Here is a 23,951-nt window from a genome sequence, read left to right on the forward strand (position 1 = left end):
AATACGACAATAAACACAACTTATAGAGTAAGAGGAGGCTGTTCTAAAATAACAGCCTCCTCTTATGTTTACAAACCAATATTTTGTTTTAACCCTTGATAACTTCCTGCGTTCAAGAACTTTTCAGATGCAAGTTTAATAAACTTCTCAGAAAAACCATATCTACTCAATTCTTCTATCGCTACCATTTGTACATCATGAATTGGATTAAGATCAAATTCATTAGACGGAAGCTTGATTTCACCTGCAATCCTTTCAAGCAGAAATGTAATATGCAATAAAGATGGGATAGCATCTGGTTTATCACAAACATAGAGTAGTCTCTTAATCTTAACTTCTAATCCGGTTTCTTCTCTCATTTCTCGAATCATCGCTTCTTCTAACGTTTCACCATTCTCTACTCTTCCTCCAGGTAAAGACCAATTCCGATTAGCGACTCTTTGTTTTACTAACAATACTTTTTCATCTTCAATTAAAATTCCAGTAACACGAACTTGCATTACATTTTCCATATGTAATCTCCTCTTCCCATTAAATTTATAAATTAATCCTTCCACAAAAAGAACGTATGTTTTATAATTAAAGAAAATTATGGAAGAAAGAAGTTGTTATATGCATGCGCCCACCTTTAACAAAGTCTATATCTCTTGAAGATTTCCAAAACTATTATTGGTTAAAAACAGAACTGCAAACATTTTGTCGTGAGCATGATTTACCAGCTAGTGGCTCTAAGATTGAAATAAGCGGGCGTATCTCACATTATTTAACTACGGGTAAAGTATTAAAAAACAGTTCTCATCAAAAAGTGAGTAAAGCTTCCCTCTCTTATAAAGATCTTTCTCTTCAAACAATTATTACTGAAAATCACCGCTGTAGTGAAGATGTGCGTGCTTTTTTCAAAGAAAAAATTGGAGCAAACTTTCGCTTTACAGTAGCTCTTCAAAAGTTTTTTAAAGAGAATATTGGAAAAACATATGAAGACGCGATAACGTTTTGGTACGAAGAAAACGAACGTAAAAAAGAACCATCCTATAAAACAACTATCGGTACACAGTTTGAATACAATCGCTTTACTCGCGACTTTTTCGAAGATCCAAATAACAAAGGAAAATCAAAAGCTGATGCTATCGCTGCTTGGAACAAAATAAAAGCAAAACCTGGTAACAACGCCTATATTCCTGAAAAAATAGAAAACTAGTTATCTTGCTAGTTTTCTACTTTCTCAAATAATAGCGCAAGCCCTATTCCACCACCAATTCCTAACGTCGTAATTCCATATTTCATATGCTCTCTTTGTGCTTGATAAAACAAACGTGTCACAAGCATAGCTCCAGATGCACCGTACGGATGACCGAGCGCAATTGCTCCACCATTTACATTTAATTTTTCAAAAGGAATTTGTAACTCCTTTGCACAAGCAACAATTTTTGAAGCAAATGCTTCATTTATTTCAAAATAATCGATGTCCTCTACTTTCATATTCATTTCGTTTAATAATTTGTTCACCGCAAATATCGGACCAGTCCCTGGAAGATTGGGATCCACGCCAACTACAGCACTACGAACGAAACGAAGTACAGGCTTGTATCCTAATTTTCGGGCTTGCCCCTCTTCCATTACAAGAACAGCACATGCTCCATCATTTACACCGCACGAATTACCTGCCGTTACCGTTCCATTTTGTAAAAATACAGGTTTCGTTCTCTTAATCATTCTTTCATAATTCATTTCTCGCTTTATAGATTCATCTAATAATCCATTAAAATAATGAGGTAATATCTCTTCTTCTATATATCCTTTTTCTAATGCTTGCAGTGTCCTTTTATAACTAAGACAAGCGTATTCGTCTTGCATTTCTCGTGTTATATTATAGCGCTCTGCAACATATTCAGCCGCCACTCCCATATTAGGATCACCAATTGTTTCTGGTGAAAATCGCGCTCTATTTTGAATGGGTGATGTACTTGTACTCTCTACTCCTCCTGCAATATAATAATTACCTGCGCCGCCTTGAATGAAATGACATGCGATGCGAATCGCTTCCAATCCAGCGCCGCATTGCCTATCAATCGTTACACCAGGAATATGATAACCAAGTCCTGCCGCTAAAGCAGATAATCTTGCAACATTACCTCCCGGTCCAACAACATTCCCTAATATGACATCGTCTATTTCTCTCTCAATTCCTTTACTTAAAAACGTAAGAAGCGGCGTTACTAATTGCTGAACTTCATAATCTTTCAACATCCCATTTTTCTTACCAATAGGTGTTCTTTTCGCTTCTACAATAACCGCTCTATTCATATATCTTCTCCCGGTTTTCAATCATATTTTTTGCTGCATTGCGAGCTATTTTCCCGCTATTTGTATAAGGTATTTCATCAACAAAGTACCATTCTTTCGGTATTTTAAAAGATGATAATCGTTGTAGGCAAAAACTCTTTAATTGTTGCTTTGTAGCACTTCCTTTTACGATAGCGACAGGCTTTTCACCCCAGTAACTATCTTCTACACCAACCACAACTATTTTTTCAACAGCTGGATGTGTCTGTAATACCCTTTCTATTTCTTCTGGGAAAATATTGATTCCTCCAAATAAAATCATATTCTTCTCTCTACCAACAATATATATAAAGCCTTCTTCATCTTGGTAGCCCACATCCTGCACTGTCATCCAGCCACCTTCGGACAATTGCGGGATTATAGCTCCATCCGATACATAGCCCATAAAAAATTGATCACTTTTCACATACACAGTTCCTATCTCACCTGTCTGTACTTCTCCTCCTGCTTCATTACATATTCGAACTTGTACATTATGACAAGGTTTCCCTACTGAATTCGGTTTTCTTTCACTCTCTTCATCAACCAATGCCGTTACAAAGCTTAGCTCAGACGCACCATAAAACTCATATCTTTTTGCATAAGGAAACACATTCTTCATCTTCTCTTTTGCTTCAGCTTCCCATTTCGCTCCTGACGAAATAATTTTCATTTCACTTTCAATTACTTTATTTTCTTTATACAAAGACTCAAGCATTGTAGGAACTGTATACATTACAGAAATATTCTCTATCCTTATACTAGATAGCACTTGAACTGGTACAAACTTTCTCATTATGTGTACCGTTTGCCCTAAAAACAATGCACTTATTGCCCCGTATAAGAAAAGAGAATGAACAAGCGTCCCAGCTATTAAAATAGAATCTTCCTTTTTCATATAAAAATCATGTACATTACAATCAAAACTATGTACCCACGACTGTTGAGCACGTAAAAACGCTTTTGCTTTTCCAGTCGATCCTGATGTAAATCCCATATAAAAAGGAGCGTTTTGTACATTTTCTACAGAATGATATGCAGGAAGATAGTTCTCAATCATTTCTTTCCATTCTTCAATCTCAATAATCCTTCCTTCTTCGCACGATATATCACTAAGCCTATACTGCTCCGCCACAATAATATCTGGTTTACTAATCGCTATTCTTTCTTTAAGTTCATCTCGTTTCCATTTTATATCTAGCGGCACACAAACCCATCCAGCCATAGCAGAACCAGCAAATAGTTGTAAAAATTCCATACTATTCTCTAATAAAATTGCTATCGTTTTATTCTGCGATTCTTTTTCATTCAACCATTTTGCTACTTTACACACTGACTCAAACCATTCTTTATATGTTAATACTCTATCGTTTTCTTTAATCGCTATTTTATTTGGTTGTAAAGAGGCATACTTTTTATATTCTTTTGTAATCCCCATATGAGACTTCCTTTCTTTACAAAATAATAAAAAGAAACACGCAAGTAACGTGTTTCTCCTTTTTCTTACCCTGCATTTGTAATTTTTTTATTCTTCAAAGCAGGCGTAATAATATGTTTCAATGAGCGATGTAATCTTGTCACAAGAATCGCTGCTATAATCGCTTTTATGCAATCACCTGGTAAAAATACGACACTTACTTTCATCGTTTCCCATACGGAAATATCCATTACGAAAGCTTGGACAATAATACCAAATACATAAACTACGAAAATACCACCAATTATATTAATGCATAGTACTTTTATAATAGAAACTTCACGTAAACGCTCAATTAAATATCCAATGACAAACGCTCCAACGATATAACCAAGTAAATATCCTGCACTTGGTCCAACAAATACACCTGGCCCCCCGCGTCCACCAGCAAGTAATGGTGCTCCAACTCCAACTATAAGTAAGAAAATAAGCTGACTTAACGCACCGAGACGTGAGCCTAACAACCCACCAGCAAGCATAACACCGAGTGATTGTAATGTAATTGGAACTGGTGTAATAGCAAGAGCAATTGGAGGTATTAACCCTAACACTCCCATAATAGAACTAAATAAAGCGACGAAAACTAAGTTTTTTGTATTCATATTTGCTTCTCCTATTTGTAAACTTAAATTAGATTTTAGATAACATATTATAGGAGTTATATTATCTTTCCCTTCGACATTTGTCAACCACAATTAAAAATAAGTTTACAAATAAAAGTTCGGTTATTTCTCTTTATGCAAATGCTCAAGTTCTTTTCGAAGTGCCTGTTTTAAAAACTTCCCAACAGATGTTTTCGGTATTTCTTCCATAAATACAATATCATCTGGTAACCACCACTTCGCAAACTGCGGTTTTAAAAACTCATATATTTCTTCTTTTGTAACCGTACTATTTTTCTTTTGAACAACGCAGGCAACTGGGCGTTCTTGCCACTGCGGATGAGGAATTGCAACGACAGCCGCTTCAAATATAGCATCATGTGCCATTAAAGCATTTTCAAGATCCACTGAAGAAATCCATTCTCCTCCGCTTTTAATAACATCTTTCGTACGATCAACAATTTTCACGCAGCCTTCCTCATCAACTGTAACAACATCACCAGTATATAACCAACCGTCTCGGAATCCTTCGACAGTACGATCATCGTTATAATAGCTTTCAGCGATCCAAGGTGCTCGTAAGCATAACTCTCCCATCTCAGTACCATCCCACTTCACTTCACCGTTTGTACCGACTACTTTCATCTCTACACCAGGGACAAGATATCCTTGTTTTGAGCGGATTTCTAATTGCTCTTCATATGATAATTCTGTTTCATAACTTTTTAAACGTGCAAGTGTTACGAGCGGGCTTGTTTCAGTCATACCATATGCATGTACGAAAGGAACATTATATTTTTGCTCAAATGCTTTAATAACGCTTTTCGGTGCAGCAGCACCACCGCATAATATTCTCGTTATACTAGATAAATCGTAACTATTATTTTCTAACTCTTGTAATACACCGAGCCAAATTGTCGGCACACCTGCTGCTATCGTTACTTTTTCAGCTTGAATCATCTCTAATAAAATTTTCGGAGTAAACATTGGTCCTGGCAGAACTTGTTTAGTTCCAAACCAAGTAGCTGCAAAAGGAAGCCCCCAAGCATTCACATGGAACATTGGTACAATTGCCATAGCCGCATCACTTTCCGATAAAGCAGCTGTATCGGCTAAACCGAGTGCCATACAATGCAAAACCGTACTACGATGCGTATAAACAACGCCTTTTGGATTCCCTGTAGTCGCTGACGTATAACACATACCAGCAGGTGTATTTTCATCAATATCTTTTACAAATTGGAAATTGGGATCGCCTTCTTCTAATAGCTTTTCATAATGATATACAGGCTCCAGTGTAGTTTTGGGAAGTTCGTCTTTATCAGTCATAATAATGTAGGCTTGTACAGTTGATAATTGCGATTGAATATTTTCAACAAGTGGTACGAGATCTTCATCAATGAGTAAAATGCGATCTTCTGCGTGCTGAATAATGTATGAAATATGTTGAGGAGATAAACGAATATTAATTGTGTGTAAAACGGAAGCAATACCTGGAATAGCAAAATATGCTTCTACATGTCGATGATGATTCCACGCTAACGTTCCTATGCGCTCGCCTTCTTTAATCCCAAGCTTTGTTAACGCACTGGAAAGTCTTCTTGTCCTTTCCCCTAGCTGCTTATACGTTAAGGTCGTAACTGTATCATGCGTCCGTGAAATGATTTCTTTCTTCGGGAATAGTTTTTCTGCCCTTTCCATCATAGAACTAATTGTTAGAGGTACATTCATCATCATATTGTTTACATCCTCCCTTTAAAGCGTTTTCATTTCTGTATATTATAACAGACTTCTACAAAAAATTACGATATTTTTCTGTATTTTCTGAATTATTTCTTTGGAAATAATTCTAATAAATAAAAACCATGTTTTGAATACATACGATACAAAACATGGTTCTCTCCTATTTAAAAACTATCTACCTTTTTTCTTACTTTCTTTTTTAATTTAAAAATGACACGATTACTATATTCTTTATTTTCTACTAAAATCCGATACATCTCCCACACTCCTACAACACGAACAAAAAGATAGACTCCAATAGCAATAAGTACAACACAGTACGGATAATACTGCACTAATTCGCCTGAAGTGATATGCTTTTTCTCAAATAAAAATGGTATCGCTCCTGCTGCAATAAAACAAAATCCAACAATCATCACTGCAGCATACCTCTTCTTAATTACTTCATATCTTTTTGTCAATTCTTTTAAAAAGTTTTGATCAAATAGTAATTCTTCTTTTTTTAATACATTGTATCGACTCTCTTCTATCGTTGCAGGTACCATCATTGCTCCAATTCCAAGGACAGCAATAATAATGACAAGAAATGTCGACATTGTTACATCTTCTTTGAATAATAAATACGGTATTGTAGATAAAATAAGCAAACTAAACCCTAACGCGATATATTTTGAAATCTTTTGTCCGTACACTATATACCCTTCTGCCATTTCCGTACTTACATAATAACCATGTTCAGTTTCATTAATTTGTTCAGCAGTTTCTTTTAATAAGTAATCAAGAGATACTTCAAATACATTTCCAATCATTATTAACTTTTCAGTTTCAGGAAATCCTTGACCGTTTTCCCATTTACTAACTGCTTGCCTTGTTGTGTTTAATTTCTCAGCTAATGCTTCTTGAGAAAGGCCCTTTTCCTTTCTTAATTTAAAAAGCTTTTCACCAAATCCCATATGTGTGTCCCCCTTTGTTTTCTTAACTAAATTGTATGCAAACATTGCCCCTATCTCTATCTTCCTGCGGTTGCACTTTGTCAACTTACGGTTGCGATTGTGTTATATAGCGGTTTCTATACGATTTAGCTAGTTTTCTTCTATGATTGTGGTATTAAGAAAAACAATATTCCTCAATAACCAATTATAACAATTAAAGGTAATTATTGTTATACATAAAACAAAAACCCCCTTATTCAATTAAAGGAGTTTTCAATATAAAATATTTCATTGATTCATATATCTTTTCCTAGATATACAATACCTCTTCGTATCACGATACTTACCTTTAATGAACAGATCCTTTTGAATTGTACAATCGTATTCCATATTCAAACGTTTCATTAATTTTTCAGATGCTTCATTTTCTGAATTACATCCTGCTTCAATACTATTAAGACGTAACTCATTAAAACCATAGCTAGAAAAAGCTGAAGCCGCCTCGGTAGCTAATCCTCTACCCCAATATTTTCGTGATAAGGCGTATGCAATTTCCGCTTTATGTTCAGTTACATCATATTTTATAAATCCACAAGTCCCTATGAGTTTTTGTTCCTCTCTTAATACAATTCCAAGGGGAGCTACTTTTTCTTTCTCATATTGACTCACAATTTCTTCTATATATTTTTGTGTGTCATGTAACGATTGATGAGCATCCCATACTGTATACGTTGACATTTCTTTATCTGAGGCATACTCATATATATGTAAAATATCACTCATATTAATTCCCCTTAATATAAGACGTTTCGTATACAACGCTGGATATGACCACTTCTCAACAATCATAGCGGCTTCTGCTTAAACCTTTCATAATTCCGTACCTTTAATGAAAGGATATTCCCGCAATCTGTACAAATATAAGCATCCACTGGTGAAGATGTGAACATCGTTTCCTTTTTCCGTATTTGTGCATAACCGATAAACTCACCTTCTCCTATGTTTTGAGAACCGCAATGAGAGCATGTCTGCACGTCTTTCTGTTTCATGAGAGCACCACCTTTAATCTGTTTCCACTCCCTTCGACAGTTCGCTTCCATTTCCCTTCCAAAATTCTTCTTATTCTCTTACATTTCAACAGGAATCTCAGAACAAACATCGTATATGTACTATGAAATATATTTATTGACGGAGGAATCGTATGAGTACAATTATGACAGTCAATACAGCACAAGAAATCGAGAACGCAGAAATACATATGCTTTCTTCTAGATTAGAGGCACTACAAGAAATAAGCGGAAATCCAATGCAAGTACAAATGAAAAAGTTCGGGAGTGCCACTGCCTTTTCATCAAAAATAATTGCTGGTCCTGCTTTTAATACGGTAAAAGGCATTACATTTACAAATACAGATGAGATAGATGAAATCATCGCTTATTATCAATCACTACAAATCCCTTGCCGTTTTGAAATTACACCGGCTCAAGGTACAACTGAACTATTTCAATACTTATCTCAACAAGGCTTTTACCAATCGAGCTTCCATACCACTTTATATAGCATACCGGGACAAGATTTTCCGCTTCCCCCTTCTAACATTTCAGTACGCAAACTGAAAGAAAATGAGTTTCATACTTTTGCAGATATTTATATACGTGGATTTAATATGCCGTCCTTTACAAAAAATGGTGTTCATCAAAATAATGAAATTCTTTACAATAAACCAGGATGGCATTTTTTCATAGTCGAAGTTCAAAACACTCCTGCTAGTATAGGGGTACTTTATATAAATAAAGGTGTTGCTTCATTAGCTGCTTCTGCTACTTTGCCAGAATTTCAACGTAAAGGGTGTCATACCGTATTAATTCAAAAACGAATTGAGACCGCTCTTGAATCCAATTGTAATTTAATAGTTGGACAAGCAAGATTCGGTAGCGGCAGTCAAAATAATATGGAACGTGCCCATATGAAAATTGCTTATACAAAATCAATATGGACTGCGAAAGACATATAATTAACTTTCTTTTTCTTTCCATTACGAATGTATACATTTTATGACAATTACCTTTCTATCCTGTTACTCATTTGAATATTCAAACTAAATTTGTTACGCTATTACTAGATACATCATTCAACTTGCAATATGAAAAGAGAATTCTACTCAAACTACAAGGAGGAGAAATGTATGACTAAACATGATCATGGTTTAAAAGAAAAAGTAGAAGGTGCCATTGATAAGGTAAAGGGTGAAGTAAAGGAAGTTGTCGGGAAAGTAACTGACAATAAAAAATTACAAGCCGAGGGAAAATGGGATAAGGTGAAAGGCACTGCTAAAGATACTGTCGGTAATGTAAAAGAAAAAGTACATGAATATAAAGAACATAAATAATAAAAAACACGTTAGATGCATTTTCATCTGACGTGTTTTTTAGTTCAGCTTATATACATAATTAACCAAATATCATACGGTATATTTTTATTTCTCTATACTCTTTGTAAGTGGTTCTTTAAATGCATTTCTATTCCATACAGCAAAAACAATAAGAGAAATAATAAAGAATACAACAAGACATATACCCAAATAATCAAAATTAACTACCTGAATGAGATTCCAAAACGGTCCCTGTAAATTATAGCTTTCAATAAGTAAAGATAATAGTTGATAACCCCCTATTAAAAAAGCCGTTATAACAGATATTGAGGTAATTAATACGTTATATGAATTTCTAATTCGACTATTTTCCATTGCCCACTTATAATTCGTATTCATGAATGTACTATCTAATGTATCCATCAACGACATTCCTGCAGCAAACAAAATGGGAAAAGCAAATATACTTACAAGCGGGATAGATTGACTTGTTGCAGTTACTGTAGAAAGAGCAATTAATCCGATTTCACTTGCTGTATCAAAACCAAGCCCAAATAAAAAACCGATCATATACAATTGCTTTTGACTATCAATAAACCTAAATAAGCGCTGCGTGAAACGATATATAAATCCTAAGTTTTCTGGTTGCTTATCCTCTTGGCTTCGTAACACTTTAATAAGGTACAACAGATTGGTAAGCCCAATAATAATAAGAAATGTACTAGAAACAATTGTGCCGATAATACCGCCTATAGTAGAAAAACTCTCCATTCCATGTTTTGCTGTTTTTCCAATTAAAGCAATTAATACGATCATCACAAATACTACAGTAGAGTGTCCTAATGAGAAGTAAAACCCCACCCCCTGTGAGTTTTTACCTTTTTCAATTAATTTCCGAACAGTATTATCAATTGCGACAATATGATCACTATCAAACGCATGACGCAATCCTAAAGAATATGCAATAATAGCCATTCCAATTATGCTATTGCCTTTATACAGTGCAGGTAATAATAAGAGAATTCCAAGCACATGAAGAAATATAATAATAACAAAAAAATTAGTTGCTTTTTTCAGTTCACTTTTCCACATAGTTACTAACCCTTTCTACTTTAGATTGAATACTCTTGAAAAAGAAAAGTGCCATAATAAAAACTACAATCGTTATAATAGTCACTAAAATAATTACAAAATCATTTAACATGCCTGTATGATTTGTAAGTGTTAACAGGGCTGGTATCGTTGCAGTAATCCAAGATTCAACGAAGCAAACAATCCCTACATAAATATGAATCTTCTTTTTCAACCCATCTTGCAGGAAAAATAAAAACCAAAGGAACGCCCAAAAGAACCAAATTATTGTACTTTGTAGACTTCCACTCTCATGTAATTGATTCGCTATTCCCATAACCGTTGCAATAATAGCAACCCAAAGAGAATAGTAACCTACACCTGAAGAATCAAGTTCTAATATATTCGTAAGGCCAACATATAAATAAGTAAAACCAAATAAAAAAATAGTTCCATTAGATAGGATAGTCCACTCATTAGATTGACTTCCTGTAAATAATAAATATAGTGGTGTCAAAGTTTGTAATGCCCCTACAAATAAATTGAAGTACCCTACACTTTTGCTATCAATGAGTTTAAAAGCTGCTAGTGCATTCATGAATAGAACTGCACCGACAAATAATAATCCCACATTAGTCATAGTATCCCCTTCTCCTACTTAATATTTTCGATAGGATGTTAATTCTTCATGCAGACAATTCTCTCTAACAAAACGATGACACTGAAAAAATATAGACTCCATATCCTCTGTATTATGACTAAGTATGCGTATGACAAAACCTTTACATGGCATAGAAGATATTCCAATCTTCATATTGTTAGTGTTAGAAAGCGAAGTTTTCAATGCTGCAATTAAATCATTTGTAATGTTCTCATTAATAACCATGAAAGTACCATAATGGGAATATTGATTTAATATTCCCATTTGATCTAACGACTCTTTGAAAGGGTTTAACAATAGATGATCGTAAACTACAAGTTTGTTTTCCATATATACTTTTGTTAGCGAATCAAAATACTGGTATGTGAACTTCTCCATATTTGGAGACCAACCAGGCGTAACTGAATCGCATAAAATCAATGTAGAATTATTTTGCATATATATATTTACTTTTTGCTTATATGCTGCATCCTTGTACATAATCAACGGATCTGGTAAATACTCCATAACAGCATTTTCACCAATATAAACATTCAATTCTTGCAAAGCATAACTATTTGGAGTCTTGTAAACTTTCGTTGCTGATTGGCTTGTTATATATGTTTTCGCATCTTCATGAACATTTATATTTATAGAATAGAAGTCTCCTTTTAAATAACCTCCACCAGAATTCATGATATAGTAATATGCTCTACCATAATCATCCAAATATATTGGCTGCGTTACTTTTAAGGCATCTTTATGATAAACCTTAATAGGTACCGTTTTATGTCTCTTTTCCATCACATCAATGTTTAAGACACCTGTAGGGGCTTTCATTTCTTCAATCCTTCTAACATGATGTTTTGTCGCATCCAATTTATTAACCCCTGTAAGCCTTCCTCATCCTTCAAATTTGTAAAAAAATATGGTTTATTATGTCGGTAATTTTTCGTATCCTGCTCCATAACTCCAAGATCAGCCCCTACATAAGGTGCCAAATCCGTTTTATTAATCACAAATACATCAGATTTGATCATTCCTTGTCCACCTTTACGAGGAATCTTTTCTCCTTGTGCTACATCAATAATATAAATTGAAAAATCCACTAGCTCTGGACTAAATGTGGCAGCTAAATTATCACCCCCACTTTCAATAAAAATAATATCTAAATTACTATGTCTAATCATGAGCTCTTCAATTGCTTCAAAATTCATAGAAGCATCCTCTCGAATTGCTGTATGTGGACACCCTCCTGTCTCTACACCAATAATTCTATCTTCTGGTAAAACACCCGTTTTCAATAAAATCTTTGCATCTTCTTTCGTATAAATATCGTTTGTAATTGCTGCAATTTCATAATCTGTATTTAAATATTTTGTTAACTTTTCAACTAACATTGTTTTCCCAGCACCTACGGGGCCACCAATACCAATTTTAATAGGTTTTATCATTTTATTTTTCCTCCCTATGACATGAAGACTCTTACATTTACATCTTCATGTTGCATTTGATTTATTTCGAATTCAGGATCATTCAATCCAAAATTATCTAATGAAAGTATTTGAATTCTATCAATAGATTCACAGATCAATTCATGGCATTCTTGTAATAGTTTTTGACCATCTGTTTGTCCAAGAGGAATGGCTCTCACACCATTTTGAATTATGCTTCCAACACTTGAATATAAGAAAACTAAGAGCGTTTCTTCTACTGTCATTTTCAATTCCGCCCCTAATATTCCGTATACGATACTCGGATGACCTTGTAATTTATTACCCATAACATCTTCTTTGTATATATTTAAATTTGCAAATGAGAACAGTTCACACAATAGTTTAGAAGTACTTTTACTAATCATTCTATTTGCTCTTCTACATTCAAAAGGCAATGTTTGTGCTGTTATTAAATCATCTAAAAATGTAATTTGTTTTCCATCATTATTCTTAGTGGCTTCGTAAGTATATTTGCAAATTAAGCCGTCCGTGTGTGTTAATTGCACTTTTACATATCGATTAATCCATTTGAAAAATTCTCCTTTATTTGTAACTTGTCCCTCTTGAATAAATGTTTCTAATCCAAAAGAGTGACTAAAACTTCCTGTTGGGAAGTTCGAATCACTAATTTGGAGTAGGTTAAGTAGGTTAAATGTGTTTGTGTGAAGCATGCTTGAACGGTTTGGGTAATACTCTATTTTCTTTTTGATAAGGAACACCTTCCTTTTTGAGTAAATCTTCTACTAAGTAGTCGTTCGCCAAAATCATACACCCTTCATCGAATTGTGCTGGCAAATGTCTATTTCCTAAGTTATGCGCAATAATTCCCATTTCTTTTATTGACGTTGGAGTAATTACAATTACCTCTTCTGGTAACACTTCAATATATACAATACGATGTTCATCTTCATATAAAATATCACCGTTCTTTAATGTTTCTCCATTATCTAAAGACACCCCAATTTCAAAACCAGATTCTGAATATAATTTCTGAACCCTCTTTAGTAAAAGCTCACTAGAAATCAATATTCTATCAAGATGCTTTTTTGTATTTGCAAAATAATTCATATTGCATACGTTGTTATTAATTTTTTCAATAATCATTTTATCTCCTCCGTTATATCAAAATAAAAAATATCTTTGAGCCATAGGTAATACATCTACTGCTTCACACGTAATAACTTGTCCATCAACTTTAACTTCATATGTCTGCGGATCTACTTCAATTTCTGGTGTTGCATTATTCAGCTTCATATCTTGCTTAGAAATCTCTCTCGTATTTCTAACAGGTAATACAACTTTATTTAAACCTAATTTTTCTTTAATATTATTCTCATAAGCTACTTTAGATACAAATGTAATCGAACTTGACTGTACCGCTTTTCCATATGCACCAAACATCTTTTTTTCATAATATGGTTGTGGTGTGGGGATCGAAGCATTCTCGTCTCCCATTAATGCCATCACTACCATCCCGTTTTTCAAAACCATATCTGGCTTAACACCGAAAAATTGTGGATCCCATATTACAAGGTCTGCATATTTCCCAACTTCAATAGAGCCGACATATTCTGAAATCCCGTGTGTAATAGCTGGATTAATTGTATACTTAGCTATATAGCGTTGAATTCTATTATTATCGTTATACTCTTTATCTCCCTCTAAACTACCAATCTGCTTTTTCATTTTATCGGCGGTTTGCCAATTGCGAATAATAACCTCTCCAACCCTCCCCATCGCCTGCGAGTCAGAGCTAATCATGCTGAAAACCCCTAAATCTTGCAAAATATCCTCTGCCGCAATTGTTTCTTTTCGAATCCTTGAATCCGCAAACATTACATCTTCTGGAATATTTGCTTTTAAATGATGACATACCATGAGCATATCTAAATGTTCATCCAACGTATTCACTGTATATGGCAAGGTCGGGTTCGTTGAAGAAGGTAAAATATTATTCAGTGCAGCAATCTTTATAATATCTGGTGCATGCCCACCACCAGCCCCTTCAGTGTGGTACGTATGAATAACACGATTATCAATAGCCTTTATCGTTTCTTCCACAAAACCACATTCATTTAACGTATCAGTATGAATAGCAACTTGAATATCATATTTATCAGCAATCTGTAACGAGTGATTAATTGCTGAAGAAGTCGCTCCCCAATCTTCATGAATTTTTAATCCAATAGCTCCTGCAAATATTTGTTCTTCCAGGGCAGGTAAACTTGAACTATTTCCTTTCCCTAAAAACCCAAGATTTATAGGAAAAGCTTCTGCTGCCTCTAGCATTTTTCTTAAATTCCAAGATCCAGGCGTTATTGTAGTTGCCTTAGTACCCTCTGCCGGTCCTGTTCCTCCACCAATTAAAGTTGTTATACCTGAAGCTAATGCTGTATCAATTTGTTGTGGGGATATGAAATGCACGTGTGTATCAATACCTCCAGCTGTAACGATTTTTCGCTCGCCAGAAATTACTTCCGTTGATGTTCCAATGATGATATCAATATTATCCATAACTGAAGGATTACCACTCTTACCAATTGCTGAAATCTTTCCATCTTTTATACCAATATCCGCTTTATATACTCCTGTATAATCAATAATAATTGCATTCGTAATAACAACATCCACAACACCCTGTTCCCTTGTAAGTTGCGAATTTTGTCCCATACCATCCCTAATTGATTTTCCTCCACCAAAGACAGCTTCATCACCATATACGGTGTAATTTTGATCAATATGTGCGAATAATTGTGTATCCGCTAAACGAATAGAATCTCCTGTAGTTGGACCATATAAATCAGCATATTGTTTACGTGACATCTTAAAACTCATGCTATCTCCCTCTTTTTTTATAAGATTCAATATCGCCATCCACTTTATTTTTAAATCCATATACTTCTTGCTTCCCTGAGTACGGAACTAATTCAATCGTTTTTTCATCCCCAGGCTCGAATCTTACCGCTGTACCCGCTGGAATATTTAAATGTTGTCCAATTGCTACACTACGATTGAATTTTAACGCCTCATTCACTTCATAAAAGTGGTAATGAGACCCAATTTGAATCGGTCTATCTCCCTGATTTAACACCTTAACTTTCGTTGCTTTTTTATTTTCATTACATACTATGTCTTCTTTCGCAAGGATATATTGCCCTGGAATCATAACATTCACTTCCTTTAATGAATTGGTTGATGAATAGTTACTAATTTTGTTCCATCAGGAAAAGTTGCCTCAACTTGAATATCTGATATCATGTCTGCAATCCCATCCATAACATCTTCAGCACTTAAAATATTTTTTCCAAGCTCCATTAATTCCGCTACATTTTTACCATCTCTTGCTCCTTCCAAAATTTCATACGTAATAATAGCGATACTTTCTGGATAGTTTAACTTAAGCCCTCTCTCCTTTCGTCGATAAGCTAAATCAGCCGCAACAACTACCAGCAGTTTATCAATTTCTCTTGGAGTTAATCTCATTACAATCTTCCTTTCTAAAATATTTTAAAACTAAGAATATTCTAAAAATAAAAGATGTACTTCCAATGTCCTTTCCGTGTTTTCTCCATGTTTTTTCTGCTAATCAAATAAAAAAAGACTAGAATTTCTAGTCTTTTTTTATTTCCCTTCATTCTTCTCTAACACATACAAATCTTCTTCAATATTTGTTAATTTCTCACTTACAAGTTTTCTTGCATCTCCAATTGCTTGATTGTATGCAAATGGTCCTACTAACTTTATCATTTCTTCTATTAAACGTTCTGCTTGGAAACGTCCAATTTCATCTAAATCTTCTTCAACGAAAAATTGCTGAATTTGTGCTACAAGCTCTTCTTTTTTATCATTCGTTATTTTTATGTTCATCATCATTCGTTACTCCTCTATATTTAAGATAATACTTTTCTTAACTCTACCATAGAAAATCGATTTCCTGGACAAGTTTTTGTAACCCCTTCTAACTCCCTATGGCCGAGTATATTTCCTTTCTCTATGGCAAACTGCTTCACAAACATTTTACATAAAGAATATAATGAATTCATTTGTGCAGTAGTTGGATCATATTTATCAAAATTTCCCGTCATACATATTCCAATTGTGTCACTATTATTATCTTTCGCATGTGCTCCAATATGTAAACCTCGCCCTTCGACTACAGTTCCATCTTCTTCAATAAAATAATTGTAACCAATCCCGCTCCATCCTCTTACCTTTTGATGAAATTCGTGAGTTTTATACACATCCCATCCATCTTCTGACGTATGGTGGACAATCAGTTTATTTACTTTCTCTAAAGGAACTAATTCATCTTGAAATGTTAAATTTACACATTTAATTTCCATTTGAACTTCCTCTCCTTAAAAATCAATTATAATAATTGTTTTATCATCTGGTCTTATTCTATTTTCTCCTTCTAGCCTTTCAATGATTGCTACATATTCTTTTATACTATTCTTTCTTATATATATCACAATTTGTTCTAACGACCACTCCGGATGGAACAATCCGTCCGAACAAATAAAGATCCCACTTACATCAGCTACATGTAATTCCCCATGTTGTAAATAAGTCATTGCTTCTTTCATCCCATTTGCAACTGCGTAACCGTTTGGCACATTCGCAAGATAGCGGTTGTATTTCAACTGCTCCCGAACATCTTGAAAAACCTGTTCTTCCGGGACTGGTAATCCTTTTTTACGATCCTCTTCTCTCTTCTTTTTTGCGCGTTTACTAATTCCCTTAACTGTATCTTTCGTTAATACTCTTATCGCTCCATCCTGAAGTATTGCAACGATCATACAATCACCTAATTGTGCATATTCAAGTTTATCGCCTTCTATTTGAACTGCTGCAATACATGTACACCACAGATGGTCTTTTTTTCTCGTATCAACCTTGTACTCTAGCATCTTGCTTTGCAATAATTCATTCGCCTTTGCAACTTCATCTTGTAAACTATTGATCTCTCGTAGCGAAGTAAAATGACTTGCAAATAAATGTGAAGCGATGTATGCTCCATTATGTCCTTCTTCATCACAAAATGGAACTAACGGTGTTGCTCCATCGCATACACCGTAAATTATTTTATCTTCATTACAAAAAAATGAATCCTCACACTCTTGTTTTAAAAGACTCTTCTGTTGATACGTCGTTATCTTCATATCTGTATCCCCTCCCAATTTATCAAACACTCGAACTATTTAGATTAATCTAATTTTCCAAAATAAACTGTTTTCCCCAAAAACTTTCAATTTCATATATAATCTTGAAATAATATGATTATTTAGTGAAGGACGGGAAATAGATGGTCAGATTTCTTGGTGTTATTTTTGGTTCTATTATTATCGCAATTGCCTTTAATCTTTTCCTTATCCCCCATAAAATTTTAAGTAGTGGAATTGGCGGAATTGCTATTATTTTAGGGATTGTAACCCCTGTAAACACAGGTATTATTAACTTTGTATTGAACTTACCTATCCTTATTTTAGGATACATAGGTCTTGGAAAAAAAGTAATTTTTAACACGGTTGTTTCTGTAATTGTATTATCTGTTGCATTATACTATGTTCCAGTAAAAGTCGTAGCAACAGATCCACTTTTATCATCTGTATTTGGCGGTGTCATCGCCGGAGCTGGTATTGGTCTTGTCTTTAACTGCCATGGTTCAACTGGTGGATTTGATATTATCGGTATGTTGTTATCTCGTAAGCGAGATATTAAACTTGGTGGATTCCTTATTGCATTAAATACTGTTGTTGTTATCATTGCAGGATTTTTCTTCACTTGGGATGTTGCCCTTACAAGCTTACTTTCAATTTATGTAACTGGTAAAGTAATTGATGCCGTTCATACGAAACATCGTAAAGTTACACTTATGATTGTAACAAATCAAGCAGAAGAAATGAAAAAAAAGCTTCTTTCAACTGTAGTACGTGGAATTACGTTACTTGATGGTGAAGGTGCTTATTCAAACGAAAAAAAACGTGTACTTATGACAGTCGTTTCACGTGAAGAATTAGCAAGTATGAAACTAACGATTTCGGAAATTGATCCTCATGCATTCGTTAATATTACGGAGACTGTTGAAGTATTAGGATTGTTTAGAAAAGTGTAAAAAACTAGGTGGACCTTCACCTAGTTTTTATTTTCCATAAATTCAATTCGATTGCCAAACGGATCTGACACGTAAAATCTGATTACATCTGGTCGCGCATGATCATCTATTACTTCAATACCTTGCTTTATTAACCTTTGTTTAAATTCATTAATTTTCAAAACATAAAAAGCTGGATGCGCTTTTTTAGCTGGATTAAAATTTTGCTCAACTCCGATATGAATCTCTTGATTTCCACACTTAAACCAACACCCACCACGCTTCTTTAATTCCTCTGGCTTTGGGATTTCCTCCATACCAATTTTATTACCATAAAATTCTCGCGCTTCTTCTTCACATCCTACTGGCGCCGCTACTTGTACATGATCAATTCCTTGAATATAATTTTTCATATTCCTTCCCCCTCTTCTATTCTAATGTTATAACGAAAATACATTCATGTAACTTAGAAAATATTAATAAAGCAATATAAGATTCTCTTATTACTACCCTTTTTTACCTTCCACTAAAAATAAAAAAGAAAATTTATTATATAATTTCCATTTTTTATAGAAATACACATTGCACCTATATTATAGTTAGTACTAGATTCATCTTTTTTAGATGCTAGTTGTACGGAGGAAATATTATGAGTCGTAAAAAACATTCATCTACTCAAAAAAAGCGTCACCCAAACGTATCGGAGCGCTTGCGAAACCATATACAAAATCGTTCTTTAGCAGAAATGTATGCATCCCTTTTTGAACATAACCCCGATAGTATTATTTCATTGAATTTAGAAGGAGTTATTTTACATATTAACCCCTCTGCGGAAAGAATATTAGGTTATACTTCTAACGAATTAGAGCGAAAAACAATCACTTCTATTTTAGAGGCACATATTTCTGATCAAGTGCTACAATACATAAAAAATGCTGCAGCTGACAATCAAAAAGAATATATCGTCTCTATTTATCATAAAGACGGATATTTACTAGATGTCGTAACAAAATTAGTTCCTATTTTTGTTAAAAACCGTTTAACAGGTGTATACGCCATTATGAAACCCCTTGAAAAATCAGAAAGAATTGAGAAAGTATTACAAGATAGTGAGAAACGATTACGCACATTAATGAATTCAATGCCTGCATTTGTTATTTTTAAGGATCATGAAGGACGCTGGCTTGAAGCGAATGACTATGCGCTTTCTTGTTTCAATTTCCATAACGTTCCTTATCATGGAAAAAGAGATAATGAACTCATTCAATATAACGAAGCATACCGCGAATCTTTTTTGCATTGTGAAGAAGTCGATGAACTAACATGGCAAAAAGGACAAATTCTTCACGGAGAGGAATTTATTATACATAGAAATGATTTCGACCTAGTTTTAAGCATTTCAAAAGTCCCACTCTTCCATCCTGATGGCTCACGCAAAGGTCTTATAGTGATGGGAAGAGACGTTACCGAACTAAAAGAAACTGAAAAGTTATTACGGAAATCCGAAAAACTTGCAGTAGTAGGACAACTGACAGCTGGAATTGCCCATGAAATTAGAAATCCGCTCACTTCATTAAAAGGATTTTTAACGTTATTACATCCAGAAATAAATGAGGAAAATAAATGGTATGTGGACGTTATGTTGAGTGAAATTTCACAAATGGAATCTATAACAAGCCAATTTATGGCGATGTCTAAACCACAAGTGTTATCTATTCATACATGCAACGTACAAACATTAATTGAAGAAGTTGTAACTTTTATTTTACCAACAGCAATTATGCATAGCGTTCATATCATCATGGATCATTTCGATTATATTTCTGACATTCAATGTGATAGTAATCAATTAAAACAAGTTTTGATTAACATATTAAAAAATGCAATCGAGGCGATGCCTGATGGTGGTAACATATTCATTCAAACAACTTCGTTAGAAAATGATTTTGTTTCAATACGCATTATGGATGAAGGGTGTGGGATTCCTGAAGAGCGCATGGCTCGTCTTGGCGAACCTTTTTATAGCTTGAAAGAAAAAGGAACTGGCCTCGGCTTAATGATGTGCTATAAAATCATTCAAGAGCATCACGGAAAATTATTCATTTCCAGTGAATTAAACATAGGAACAACTGTCGATATCCAATTACCGATTGCTACAGCTCAGCCTGTAACAAACTCTTAACTATGCTACATTAATATAGTAAAAGACATCTGTTATAAGTAGTCGAGTTATTGTGGAAAACATCTACACTAATACGTTAAAAAGCTCAAAGTCCCTATATGACTCTGAGCTTTATTTTTGTATACGATTTATTTTATTAAATCCACTCTTTTCCATGTTTACGAATAAACTGAATATCATTTTCATAATGTTCAAGATGCCCTTCATCTATCATCTTTTGGAAGTTCATATCGCCTTCTAGTGCTTTTCTTTTCATGTATTTACATAATCCTTCTAATCGTAGAAGTACCATCTCCAAATAATCCTCGGCGATGCCATCACTTTTATAGGACTCAAAAAACAATTTAACTCTTTGTTTTATGCGGTCTGCATGCTGTAATGAATTATAATAAACCGCCGCACCTGTTTCCTTATAATAAACTCTACTTAATGGGACACAAGTGTAAAGAGTATAGGCTATGTCCCAAAGTCTGGGTCCAGGACCAGCAACATCAAAATCAATAATACCTACTGGTTTTTCGTTATTAAAAATAATGTTGTATATTGCAAAATCATTGTGGCATACAACCTCTATTGTATTTGGAGTATTATCCATCGGTTTCCAATCATCTGATAACGGGAAATCACTCACAGCATCATGATAAAGACGGAGCATCTTCGCTATTTCTTTTAAAACATCATTAGACCACATGTACTCTTTTAAAGGGTAATTACCAGCTTCTCCTTCAATAAATGATAATATCTCTCTATCTTTATCATCAATACCTAAAAACTTTGGTGCATAACTAAAACCTTTGTTTTCCAAATGATTTAATAGCTTATGAATTTTGGTACTGCCTTGCTTTAATTCTCGTCGAACAGTATCTTCCGAACGATATACGTTTGAGACATTCCCTCCCGTTAGCATTTCTTCATTTTCGTAGTTTGACATCTAATAGTTCCCCTCCATTATTCTACATTTTCTTTATATTTTAACATAACTTTCCTATTCTCTTTTAACCCCTTAAATTGCAACAAAAAAATCGAGTATAAAATCTTTATGATTTTACACTCGATTTAGTCTACTATTTATGCATGTGAAAATATTTTTTCATACCATTCTGTTGCCTTCTCTACTTCATTCATCGTTAATTGATGTCCTCTATTTTCCCAATGCATTGTTACATTAACATCTACATTTTCTAATAGCATCTTCAATTCCTCTGACTCAGAAGGTGAACAAATTGGATCATTTGTTCCAGCAGCGATAAATACGAATTTCTCTGCTAAATTAGGTAACTCTATTCCTCTTCTAGGCACCATTGGGTGATGAAGGACTGCACCTTTTAATGCATTTTCGTAATGGAATAATAAGCTCGCCGCAATATTTGCTCCATTTGAATACCCAACAGCTACGATATTATCTCTATCAAATTCATATGTTTTTGCTGCTTCATTTAAAAATTCATTTAATTCCTTCGTACGGAAAACAAGATCCTCTTCATCAAAAATACCTTCTGCTAATCGGCGGAAGAAACGAGGCATCCCATTTTCTAATACATTTCCACGAACACTTAATACAGAAGCTTCCCGATCAATTCTTTCTGCAAGCGGTAATAAATCTAATTCATTTCCTCCTGTACCATGAAGCAATAACAATACTGGTTTTGACGTATCTTTTCCTTTTTGAAAAACATGTTTCATCATATTCCTTTTCCCCTTTCAATCACTTTAATCTAGATTTCTCACTTCAAATGGTAAGAGTGTCTGTTCAATTTGTTTTCTATGTTGTTCATATTGATCCGGTAATTTTAACTCCTCACCCATCGTCTCTAAAGATTCGTCATGGGCAAAACCAGGAGGGTCTGTTGCAATTTCAAATAAGATTTCGCCGTGTTCTCTAAAATAAATTGCGTTAAAATAGTTTCGGTCTTGTACAGGGGTTACACCATATCCAAAGCGAGAAACATGCTCTTTCCAGTCTAATTGATCAGCATCATCACTCGCTCTCCAAGCAATATGATGAACTGTACCAACACCCATTTGCCCACGTCCAATTGTTGATAATCTCAAATCGATAATATTTCCAATATCAGCAGAAGAACGGAACCGCATAAACTCTCCCTCTTCTCCTACTTTCTCAAGACCCATAACATGCTCTAACAATTCAGCAGTTTTTTGAGGTTGTGCAGATAAAAGAACAGCACCGCCAAATCCTTTAATTGCTACTTCTGGCGTAACTTCCCCAAAAGTCCAATTATTTAATTCGCCCTCTTCTCTTTCAACTAATTCTATATGCAAACCATGTGGATCATCAAATTCTATATACTGTTCTCCAAACCGAGTCATTTTTGTATACGGTACGTCGAATTTTTCTAATCTATTTTCCCAAAACTCCATTGTACCTTTTGGTACGACATAAGACGTAATGCCTACTTGACCGTCCCCAATAATACCTCGACGAGCACCTGCCCATGGAAAAAACGTAATAATTGTTCCAGGCTTTCCTCCTGTATTACCAAAATAAAGATGATACGTACCTGGATCATCAAAATTCACTGTTTGTTTTACTAAACGCAATCCTAATACACCTGCATAAAAATCTACATTTTCTTGTGGGTGTCCTACGATTGCTGTAATGTGATGAATTCCCATTGTTTTCTTTTCCACTTTCTCCACCCCTTTTTTTATTTCATTACAAAAAACGTTTATTCGCTAAAATTCATTATTCATTTTGTCCATATGATAAAGTTCAATCCGCAATACTATCTTTTTCAAAATTGAGGTATTTCTCTAAAAAACTAACACATTTCATTTAGTTCAAAAAATATCTTGAATTCGAGATATTTTACAAAAAAACTACAGTTCTTATGATTATATTTTAAATATTGATTTTATGATTTTGACTATCCTTCAAAAAATATCTTGAATTCGAGATTTATTATAGTCTAATTAGTTTTTATTGTCAATGCGGATATCATTTCATTTTTTCATCAAAAACAATATTCTGACAACTCATCTCCATCAAACAATTTGTTTGAA

At 34.2% G+C, this 23,951-nt stretch carries 29 protein-coding genes; 5 read left to right on the forward strand and 24 right to left on the reverse strand.

Annotated features, from left to right (window positions below):
* Positions 1-68 precede the first annotated feature (68 nt).
* On the reverse strand, positions 69-512 hold the full coding sequence (locus MR066_RS17640; RefSeq protein ID WP_002137718.1) for an NUDIX hydrolase: 444 nt from the start codon (positions 510-512) through the stop codon (positions 69-71).
* A gap of 104 nt (positions 513-616) precedes the next feature.
* On the opposite strand from MR066_RS17640, the gene MR066_RS17645 reads away from it, so the two are divergent.
* A complete protein-coding gene (locus MR066_RS17645; RefSeq protein WP_002014269.1) occupies positions 617-1,198 on the forward strand; it encodes a DUF6434 domain-containing protein in 582 nt (193 codons plus the stop codon).
* Positions 1,199-1,206: 8 nt separating this feature from the next.
* Here MR066_RS17645 and MR066_RS17650 read toward each other — a convergent pair whose 3' ends face one another.
* The 7 genes from MR066_RS17650 to MR066_RS17680 all read right to left on the reverse strand — a co-directional run bounded on the left by MR066_RS17650 (position 1,207) and on the right by MR066_RS17680 (position 8,125).
* Positions 1,207-2,304: an acetyl-CoA C-acyltransferase gene (locus tag MR066_RS17650; RefSeq protein ID WP_242247995.1), complete on the reverse strand. Its 1,098-nt coding sequence runs from the start codon at positions 2,302-2,304 to the stop codon at positions 1,207-1,209.
* Positions 2,297-3,760, reverse strand: coding sequence for an acyl-CoA synthetase (locus tag MR066_RS17655; RefSeq protein ID WP_242247996.1), 1,464 nt, complete (start codon positions 3,758-3,760; stop codon positions 2,297-2,299). Before MR066_RS17655 ends, MR066_RS17650 begins: the two co-directional genes overlap by 8 nt.
* A 65-nt stretch (positions 3,761-3,825) precedes the next feature.
* On the reverse strand, positions 3,826-4,401 hold the full coding sequence (locus tag MR066_RS17660) for a biotin transporter BioY (protein ID WP_002066624.1): 576 nt from the start codon (positions 4,399-4,401) through the stop codon (positions 3,826-3,828).
* Between the two features lie 123 nt (positions 4,402-4,524).
* Positions 4,525-6,138, reverse strand: a complete 1,614-nt coding sequence (locus MR066_RS17665) for a long-chain fatty acid--CoA ligase (protein ID WP_219375458.1) — start codon at positions 6,136-6,138, stop codon at positions 4,525-4,527.
* A 170-nt stretch (positions 6,139-6,308) separates the two neighbouring features.
* Complete coding sequence (locus tag MR066_RS17670) at positions 6,309-7,097, reverse strand: helix-turn-helix domain-containing protein (protein ID WP_002165275.1); 789 nt, start codon at positions 7,095-7,097, stop codon at positions 6,309-6,311.
* A gap of 267 nt (positions 7,098-7,364) precedes the next feature.
* Positions 7,365-7,925 (reverse strand): GNAT family N-acetyltransferase, encoded by a 561-nt coding sequence (locus MR066_RS17675; RefSeq protein WP_201064805.1) that lies wholly within the window; start codon positions 7,923-7,925, stop codon positions 7,365-7,367.
* Complete coding sequence (locus tag MR066_RS17680; RefSeq protein ID WP_033708017.1) at positions 7,922-8,125, reverse strand: hypothetical protein; 204 nt, start codon at positions 8,123-8,125, stop codon at positions 7,922-7,924. Before MR066_RS17680 ends, MR066_RS17675 begins: the two co-directional genes overlap by 4 nt.
* 152 nt (positions 8,126-8,277) lie before the next feature.
* Between MR066_RS17680 and MR066_RS17685 the strand changes: the two genes are divergently transcribed.
* Positions 8,278-9,090, forward strand: coding sequence for a GNAT family N-acetyltransferase (locus MR066_RS17685; RefSeq protein ID WP_242247997.1), 813 nt, complete (start codon positions 8,278-8,280; stop codon positions 9,088-9,090).
* Between the two features lie 171 nt (positions 9,091-9,261).
* Positions 9,262-9,465 carry a CsbD family protein gene (locus MR066_RS17690; protein ID WP_000160408.1) on the forward strand — a complete coding sequence of 68 codons (204 nt, stop codon included), beginning with the start codon at positions 9,262-9,264 and terminating at the stop codon, positions 9,463-9,465.
* An 87-nt stretch (positions 9,466-9,552) separates the two neighbouring features.
* Here MR066_RS17690 and MR066_RS17695 read toward each other — a convergent pair whose 3' ends face one another.
* The 12 genes from MR066_RS17695 to MR066_RS17750 all read right to left on the reverse strand — a co-directional run bounded on the left by MR066_RS17695 (position 9,553) and on the right by MR066_RS17750 (position 17,816).
* Positions 9,553-10,539, reverse strand: coding sequence for a HoxN/HupN/NixA family nickel/cobalt transporter (locus tag MR066_RS17695; RefSeq protein WP_002128522.1), 987 nt, complete (start codon positions 10,537-10,539; stop codon positions 9,553-9,555).
* Positions 10,526-11,158: an AmiS/UreI family transporter gene (locus tag MR066_RS17700; RefSeq protein ID WP_242247998.1), complete on the reverse strand. Its 633-nt coding sequence runs from the start codon at positions 11,156-11,158 to the stop codon at positions 10,526-10,528. Before MR066_RS17700 ends, MR066_RS17695 begins: the two co-directional genes overlap by 14 nt.
* 18 nt (positions 11,159-11,176) lie before the next feature.
* Positions 11,177-11,998: an urease accessory protein UreD gene (locus MR066_RS17705; protein ID WP_002165271.1), complete on the reverse strand. Its 822-nt coding sequence runs from the start codon at positions 11,996-11,998 to the stop codon at positions 11,177-11,179.
* On the reverse strand, positions 11,995-12,612 hold the full coding sequence (ureG, locus tag MR066_RS17710) for an urease accessory protein UreG (protein WP_000594929.1): 618 nt from the start codon (positions 12,610-12,612) through the stop codon (positions 11,995-11,997). The genes MR066_RS17705 and ureG overlap by 4 nt, the downstream gene beginning before the upstream one ends.
* A gap of 14 nt (positions 12,613-12,626) precedes the next feature.
* On the reverse strand, positions 12,627-13,325 hold the full coding sequence (locus tag MR066_RS17715; RefSeq protein ID WP_242248041.1) for an urease accessory protein UreF: 699 nt from the start codon (positions 13,323-13,325) through the stop codon (positions 12,627-12,629).
* Positions 13,303-13,758, reverse strand: coding sequence for an urease accessory protein UreE (locus tag MR066_RS17720; RefSeq protein ID WP_242247999.1), 456 nt, complete (start codon positions 13,756-13,758; stop codon positions 13,303-13,305). The genes MR066_RS17715 and MR066_RS17720 overlap by 23 nt, the downstream gene beginning before the upstream one ends.
* An 18-nt stretch (positions 13,759-13,776) precedes the next feature.
* Entirely contained in the window at positions 13,777-15,489 is a 1,713-nt protein-coding gene (ureC, locus tag MR066_RS17725; protein ID WP_219303310.1) for an urease subunit alpha, read from the reverse strand.
* 1 nt (position 15,490) lies between these two features.
* Positions 15,491-15,820, reverse strand: a complete 330-nt coding sequence (locus tag MR066_RS17730) for an urease subunit beta (protein ID WP_242248002.1) — start codon at positions 15,818-15,820, stop codon at positions 15,491-15,493.
* Between the two features lie 14 nt (positions 15,821-15,834).
* Positions 15,835-16,137, reverse strand: a complete 303-nt coding sequence (locus tag MR066_RS17735) for an urease subunit gamma (protein WP_001241327.1) — start codon at positions 16,135-16,137, stop codon at positions 15,835-15,837.
* A gap of 138 nt (positions 16,138-16,275) precedes the next feature.
* Positions 16,276-16,527 (reverse strand): DUF2164 domain-containing protein, encoded by a 252-nt coding sequence (locus MR066_RS17740; RefSeq protein WP_002033529.1) that lies wholly within the window; start codon positions 16,525-16,527, stop codon positions 16,276-16,278.
* 17 nt (positions 16,528-16,544) lie between these two features.
* On the reverse strand, positions 16,545-16,997 hold the full coding sequence (locus MR066_RS17745; RefSeq protein ID WP_242248004.1) for a peptidoglycan recognition protein family protein: 453 nt from the start codon (positions 16,995-16,997) through the stop codon (positions 16,545-16,547).
* 15 nt (positions 16,998-17,012) lie between these two features.
* Complete coding sequence (locus tag MR066_RS17750; protein WP_242248006.1) at positions 17,013-17,816, reverse strand: protein phosphatase 2C domain-containing protein; 804 nt, start codon at positions 17,814-17,816, stop codon at positions 17,013-17,015.
* A gap of 143 nt (positions 17,817-17,959) precedes the next feature.
* Between MR066_RS17750 and MR066_RS17755 the strand changes: the two genes are divergently transcribed.
* Complete coding sequence (locus MR066_RS17755; RefSeq protein WP_016130078.1) at positions 17,960-18,769, forward strand: YitT family protein; 810 nt, start codon at positions 17,960-17,962, stop codon at positions 18,767-18,769.
* 20 nt (positions 18,770-18,789) lie between these two features.
* Here the strand turns inward: MR066_RS17755 and MR066_RS17760 are convergent, their stop codons facing one another.
* A complete protein-coding gene (locus MR066_RS17760; RefSeq protein WP_002033526.1) occupies positions 18,790-19,161 on the reverse strand; it encodes a VOC family protein in 372 nt (123 codons plus the stop codon).
* Between the two features lie 236 nt (positions 19,162-19,397).
* On the opposite strand from MR066_RS17760, the gene MR066_RS17765 reads away from it, so the two are divergent.
* Positions 19,398-20,930 (forward strand): BA3702 family sensor histidine kinase, encoded by a 1,533-nt coding sequence (locus tag MR066_RS17765; protein ID WP_242248007.1) that lies wholly within the window; start codon positions 19,398-19,400, stop codon positions 20,928-20,930.
* A 136-nt stretch (positions 20,931-21,066) separates the two neighbouring features.
* Here MR066_RS17765 and MR066_RS17770 read toward each other — a convergent pair whose 3' ends face one another.
* The 3 genes from MR066_RS17770 to MR066_RS17780 all read right to left on the reverse strand — a co-directional run bounded on the left by MR066_RS17770 (position 21,067) and on the right by MR066_RS17780 (position 23,579).
* Positions 21,067-21,861 (reverse strand): phosphotransferase, encoded by a 795-nt coding sequence (locus MR066_RS17770; RefSeq protein WP_063219749.1) that lies wholly within the window; start codon positions 21,859-21,861, stop codon positions 21,067-21,069.
* Positions 21,862-21,998: 137 nt separating this feature from the next.
* Positions 21,999-22,613, reverse strand: a complete 615-nt coding sequence (locus MR066_RS17775; RefSeq protein ID WP_002142733.1) for an alpha/beta hydrolase — start codon at positions 22,611-22,613, stop codon at positions 21,999-22,001.
* Between the two features lie 27 nt (positions 22,614-22,640).
* Positions 22,641-23,579, reverse strand: coding sequence for a ring-cleaving dioxygenase (locus MR066_RS17780; protein WP_242248008.1), 939 nt, complete (start codon positions 23,577-23,579; stop codon positions 22,641-22,643).
* Positions 23,580-23,951 lie beyond the last annotated feature (372 nt).

The organism is Bacillus cereus group sp. BfR-BA-01523 (genome assembly GCF_022662615.1).
GTDB lineage: Bacteria > Bacillota > Bacilli > Bacillales > Bacillaceae_G > Bacillus_A > Bacillus_A mycoides.

Excerpts from the sequence above, each read along its gene's own strand:
- MR066_RS17640 (WP_002137718.1), bottom strand. The coding sequence starts at position 512 with ATGGAAAATGTAATGCAAGTTCGTGTTACTGGAATTTTAATTGAAGAT.
- MR066_RS17645 (WP_002014269.1), top strand. The coding sequence starts at position 617 with ATGCGCCCACCTTTAACAAAGTCTATATCTCTTGAAGATTTCCAAAAC.
- MR066_RS17650 (WP_242247995.1), bottom strand. The coding sequence starts at position 2,304 with ATGAATAGAGCGGTTATTGTAGAAGCGAAAAGAACACCTATTGGTAAG.
- MR066_RS17655 (WP_242247996.1), bottom strand. The coding sequence starts at position 3,760 with ATGGGGATTACAAAAGAATATAAAAAGTATGCCTCTTTACAACCAAAT.
- MR066_RS17660 (WP_002066624.1), bottom strand. The coding sequence starts at position 4,401 with ATGAATACAAAAAACTTAGTTTTCGTCGCTTTATTTAGTTCTATTATG.
- MR066_RS17665 (WP_219375458.1), bottom strand. The coding sequence starts at position 6,138 with ATGATGATGAATGTACCTCTAACAATTAGTTCTATGATGGAAAGGGCA.
- MR066_RS17670 (WP_002165275.1), bottom strand. The coding sequence starts at position 7,097 with ATGGGATTTGGTGAAAAGCTTTTTAAATTAAGAAAGGAAAAGGGCCTT.
- MR066_RS17675 (WP_201064805.1), bottom strand. The coding sequence starts at position 7,925 with ATGATTGTTGAGAAGTGGTCATATCCAGCGTTGTATACGAAACGTCTT.
- MR066_RS17680 (WP_033708017.1), bottom strand. The coding sequence starts at position 8,125 with ATGAAACAGAAAGACGTGCAGACATGCTCTCATTGCGGTTCTCAAAAC.
- MR066_RS17685 (WP_242247997.1), top strand. The coding sequence starts at position 8,278 with ATGAGTACAATTATGACAGTCAATACAGCACAAGAAATCGAGAACGCA.
- MR066_RS17690 (WP_000160408.1), top strand. The coding sequence starts at position 9,262 with ATGACTAAACATGATCATGGTTTAAAAGAAAAAGTAGAAGGTGCCATT.
- MR066_RS17695 (WP_002128522.1), bottom strand. The coding sequence starts at position 10,539 with ATGTGGAAAAGTGAACTGAAAAAAGCAACTAATTTTTTTGTTATTATT.
- MR066_RS17700 (WP_242247998.1), bottom strand. The coding sequence starts at position 11,158 with ATGACTAATGTGGGATTATTATTTGTCGGTGCAGTTCTATTCATGAAT.
- MR066_RS17705 (WP_002165271.1), bottom strand. The coding sequence starts at position 11,998 with ATGAAAGCCCCTACAGGTGTCTTAAACATTGATGTGATGGAAAAGAGA.
- ureG (WP_000594929.1), bottom strand. The coding sequence starts at position 12,612 with ATGATAAAACCTATTAAAATTGGTATTGGTGGCCCCGTAGGTGCTGGG.
- MR066_RS17715 (WP_242248041.1), bottom strand. The coding sequence starts at position 13,325 with ATGCTTCACACAAACACATTTAACCTACTTAACCTACTCCAAATTAGT.
- MR066_RS17720 (WP_242247999.1), bottom strand. The coding sequence starts at position 13,758 with ATGATTATTGAAAAAATTAATAACAACGTATGCAATATGAATTATTTT.
- ureC (WP_219303310.1), bottom strand. The coding sequence starts at position 15,489 with ATGAGTTTTAAGATGTCACGTAAACAATATGCTGATTTATATGGTCCA.
- MR066_RS17730 (WP_242248002.1), bottom strand. The coding sequence starts at position 15,820 with ATGATTCCAGGGCAATATATCCTTGCGAAAGAAGACATAGTATGTAAT.
- MR066_RS17735 (WP_001241327.1), bottom strand. The coding sequence starts at position 16,137 with ATGAGATTAACTCCAAGAGAAATTGATAAACTGCTGGTAGTTGTTGCG.
- MR066_RS17740 (WP_002033529.1), bottom strand. The coding sequence starts at position 16,527 with ATGATGATGAACATAAAAATAACGAATGATAAAAAAGAAGAGCTTGTA.
- MR066_RS17745 (WP_242248004.1), bottom strand. The coding sequence starts at position 16,997 with ATGGAAATTAAATGTGTAAATTTAACATTTCAAGATGAATTAGTTCCT.
- MR066_RS17750 (WP_242248006.1), bottom strand. The coding sequence starts at position 17,816 with ATGAAGATAACGACGTATCAACAGAAGAGTCTTTTAAAACAAGAGTGT.
- MR066_RS17755 (WP_016130078.1), top strand. The coding sequence starts at position 17,960 with ATGGTCAGATTTCTTGGTGTTATTTTTGGTTCTATTATTATCGCAATT.
- MR066_RS17760 (WP_002033526.1), bottom strand. The coding sequence starts at position 19,161 with ATGAAAAATTATATTCAAGGAATTGATCATGTACAAGTAGCGGCGCCA.
- MR066_RS17765 (WP_242248007.1), top strand. The coding sequence starts at position 19,398 with ATGAGTCGTAAAAAACATTCATCTACTCAAAAAAAGCGTCACCCAAAC.
- MR066_RS17770 (WP_063219749.1), bottom strand. The coding sequence starts at position 21,861 with ATGTCAAACTACGAAAATGAAGAAATGCTAACGGGAGGGAATGTCTCA.
- MR066_RS17775 (WP_002142733.1), bottom strand. The coding sequence starts at position 22,613 with ATGAAACATGTTTTTCAAAAAGGAAAAGATACGTCAAAACCAGTATTG.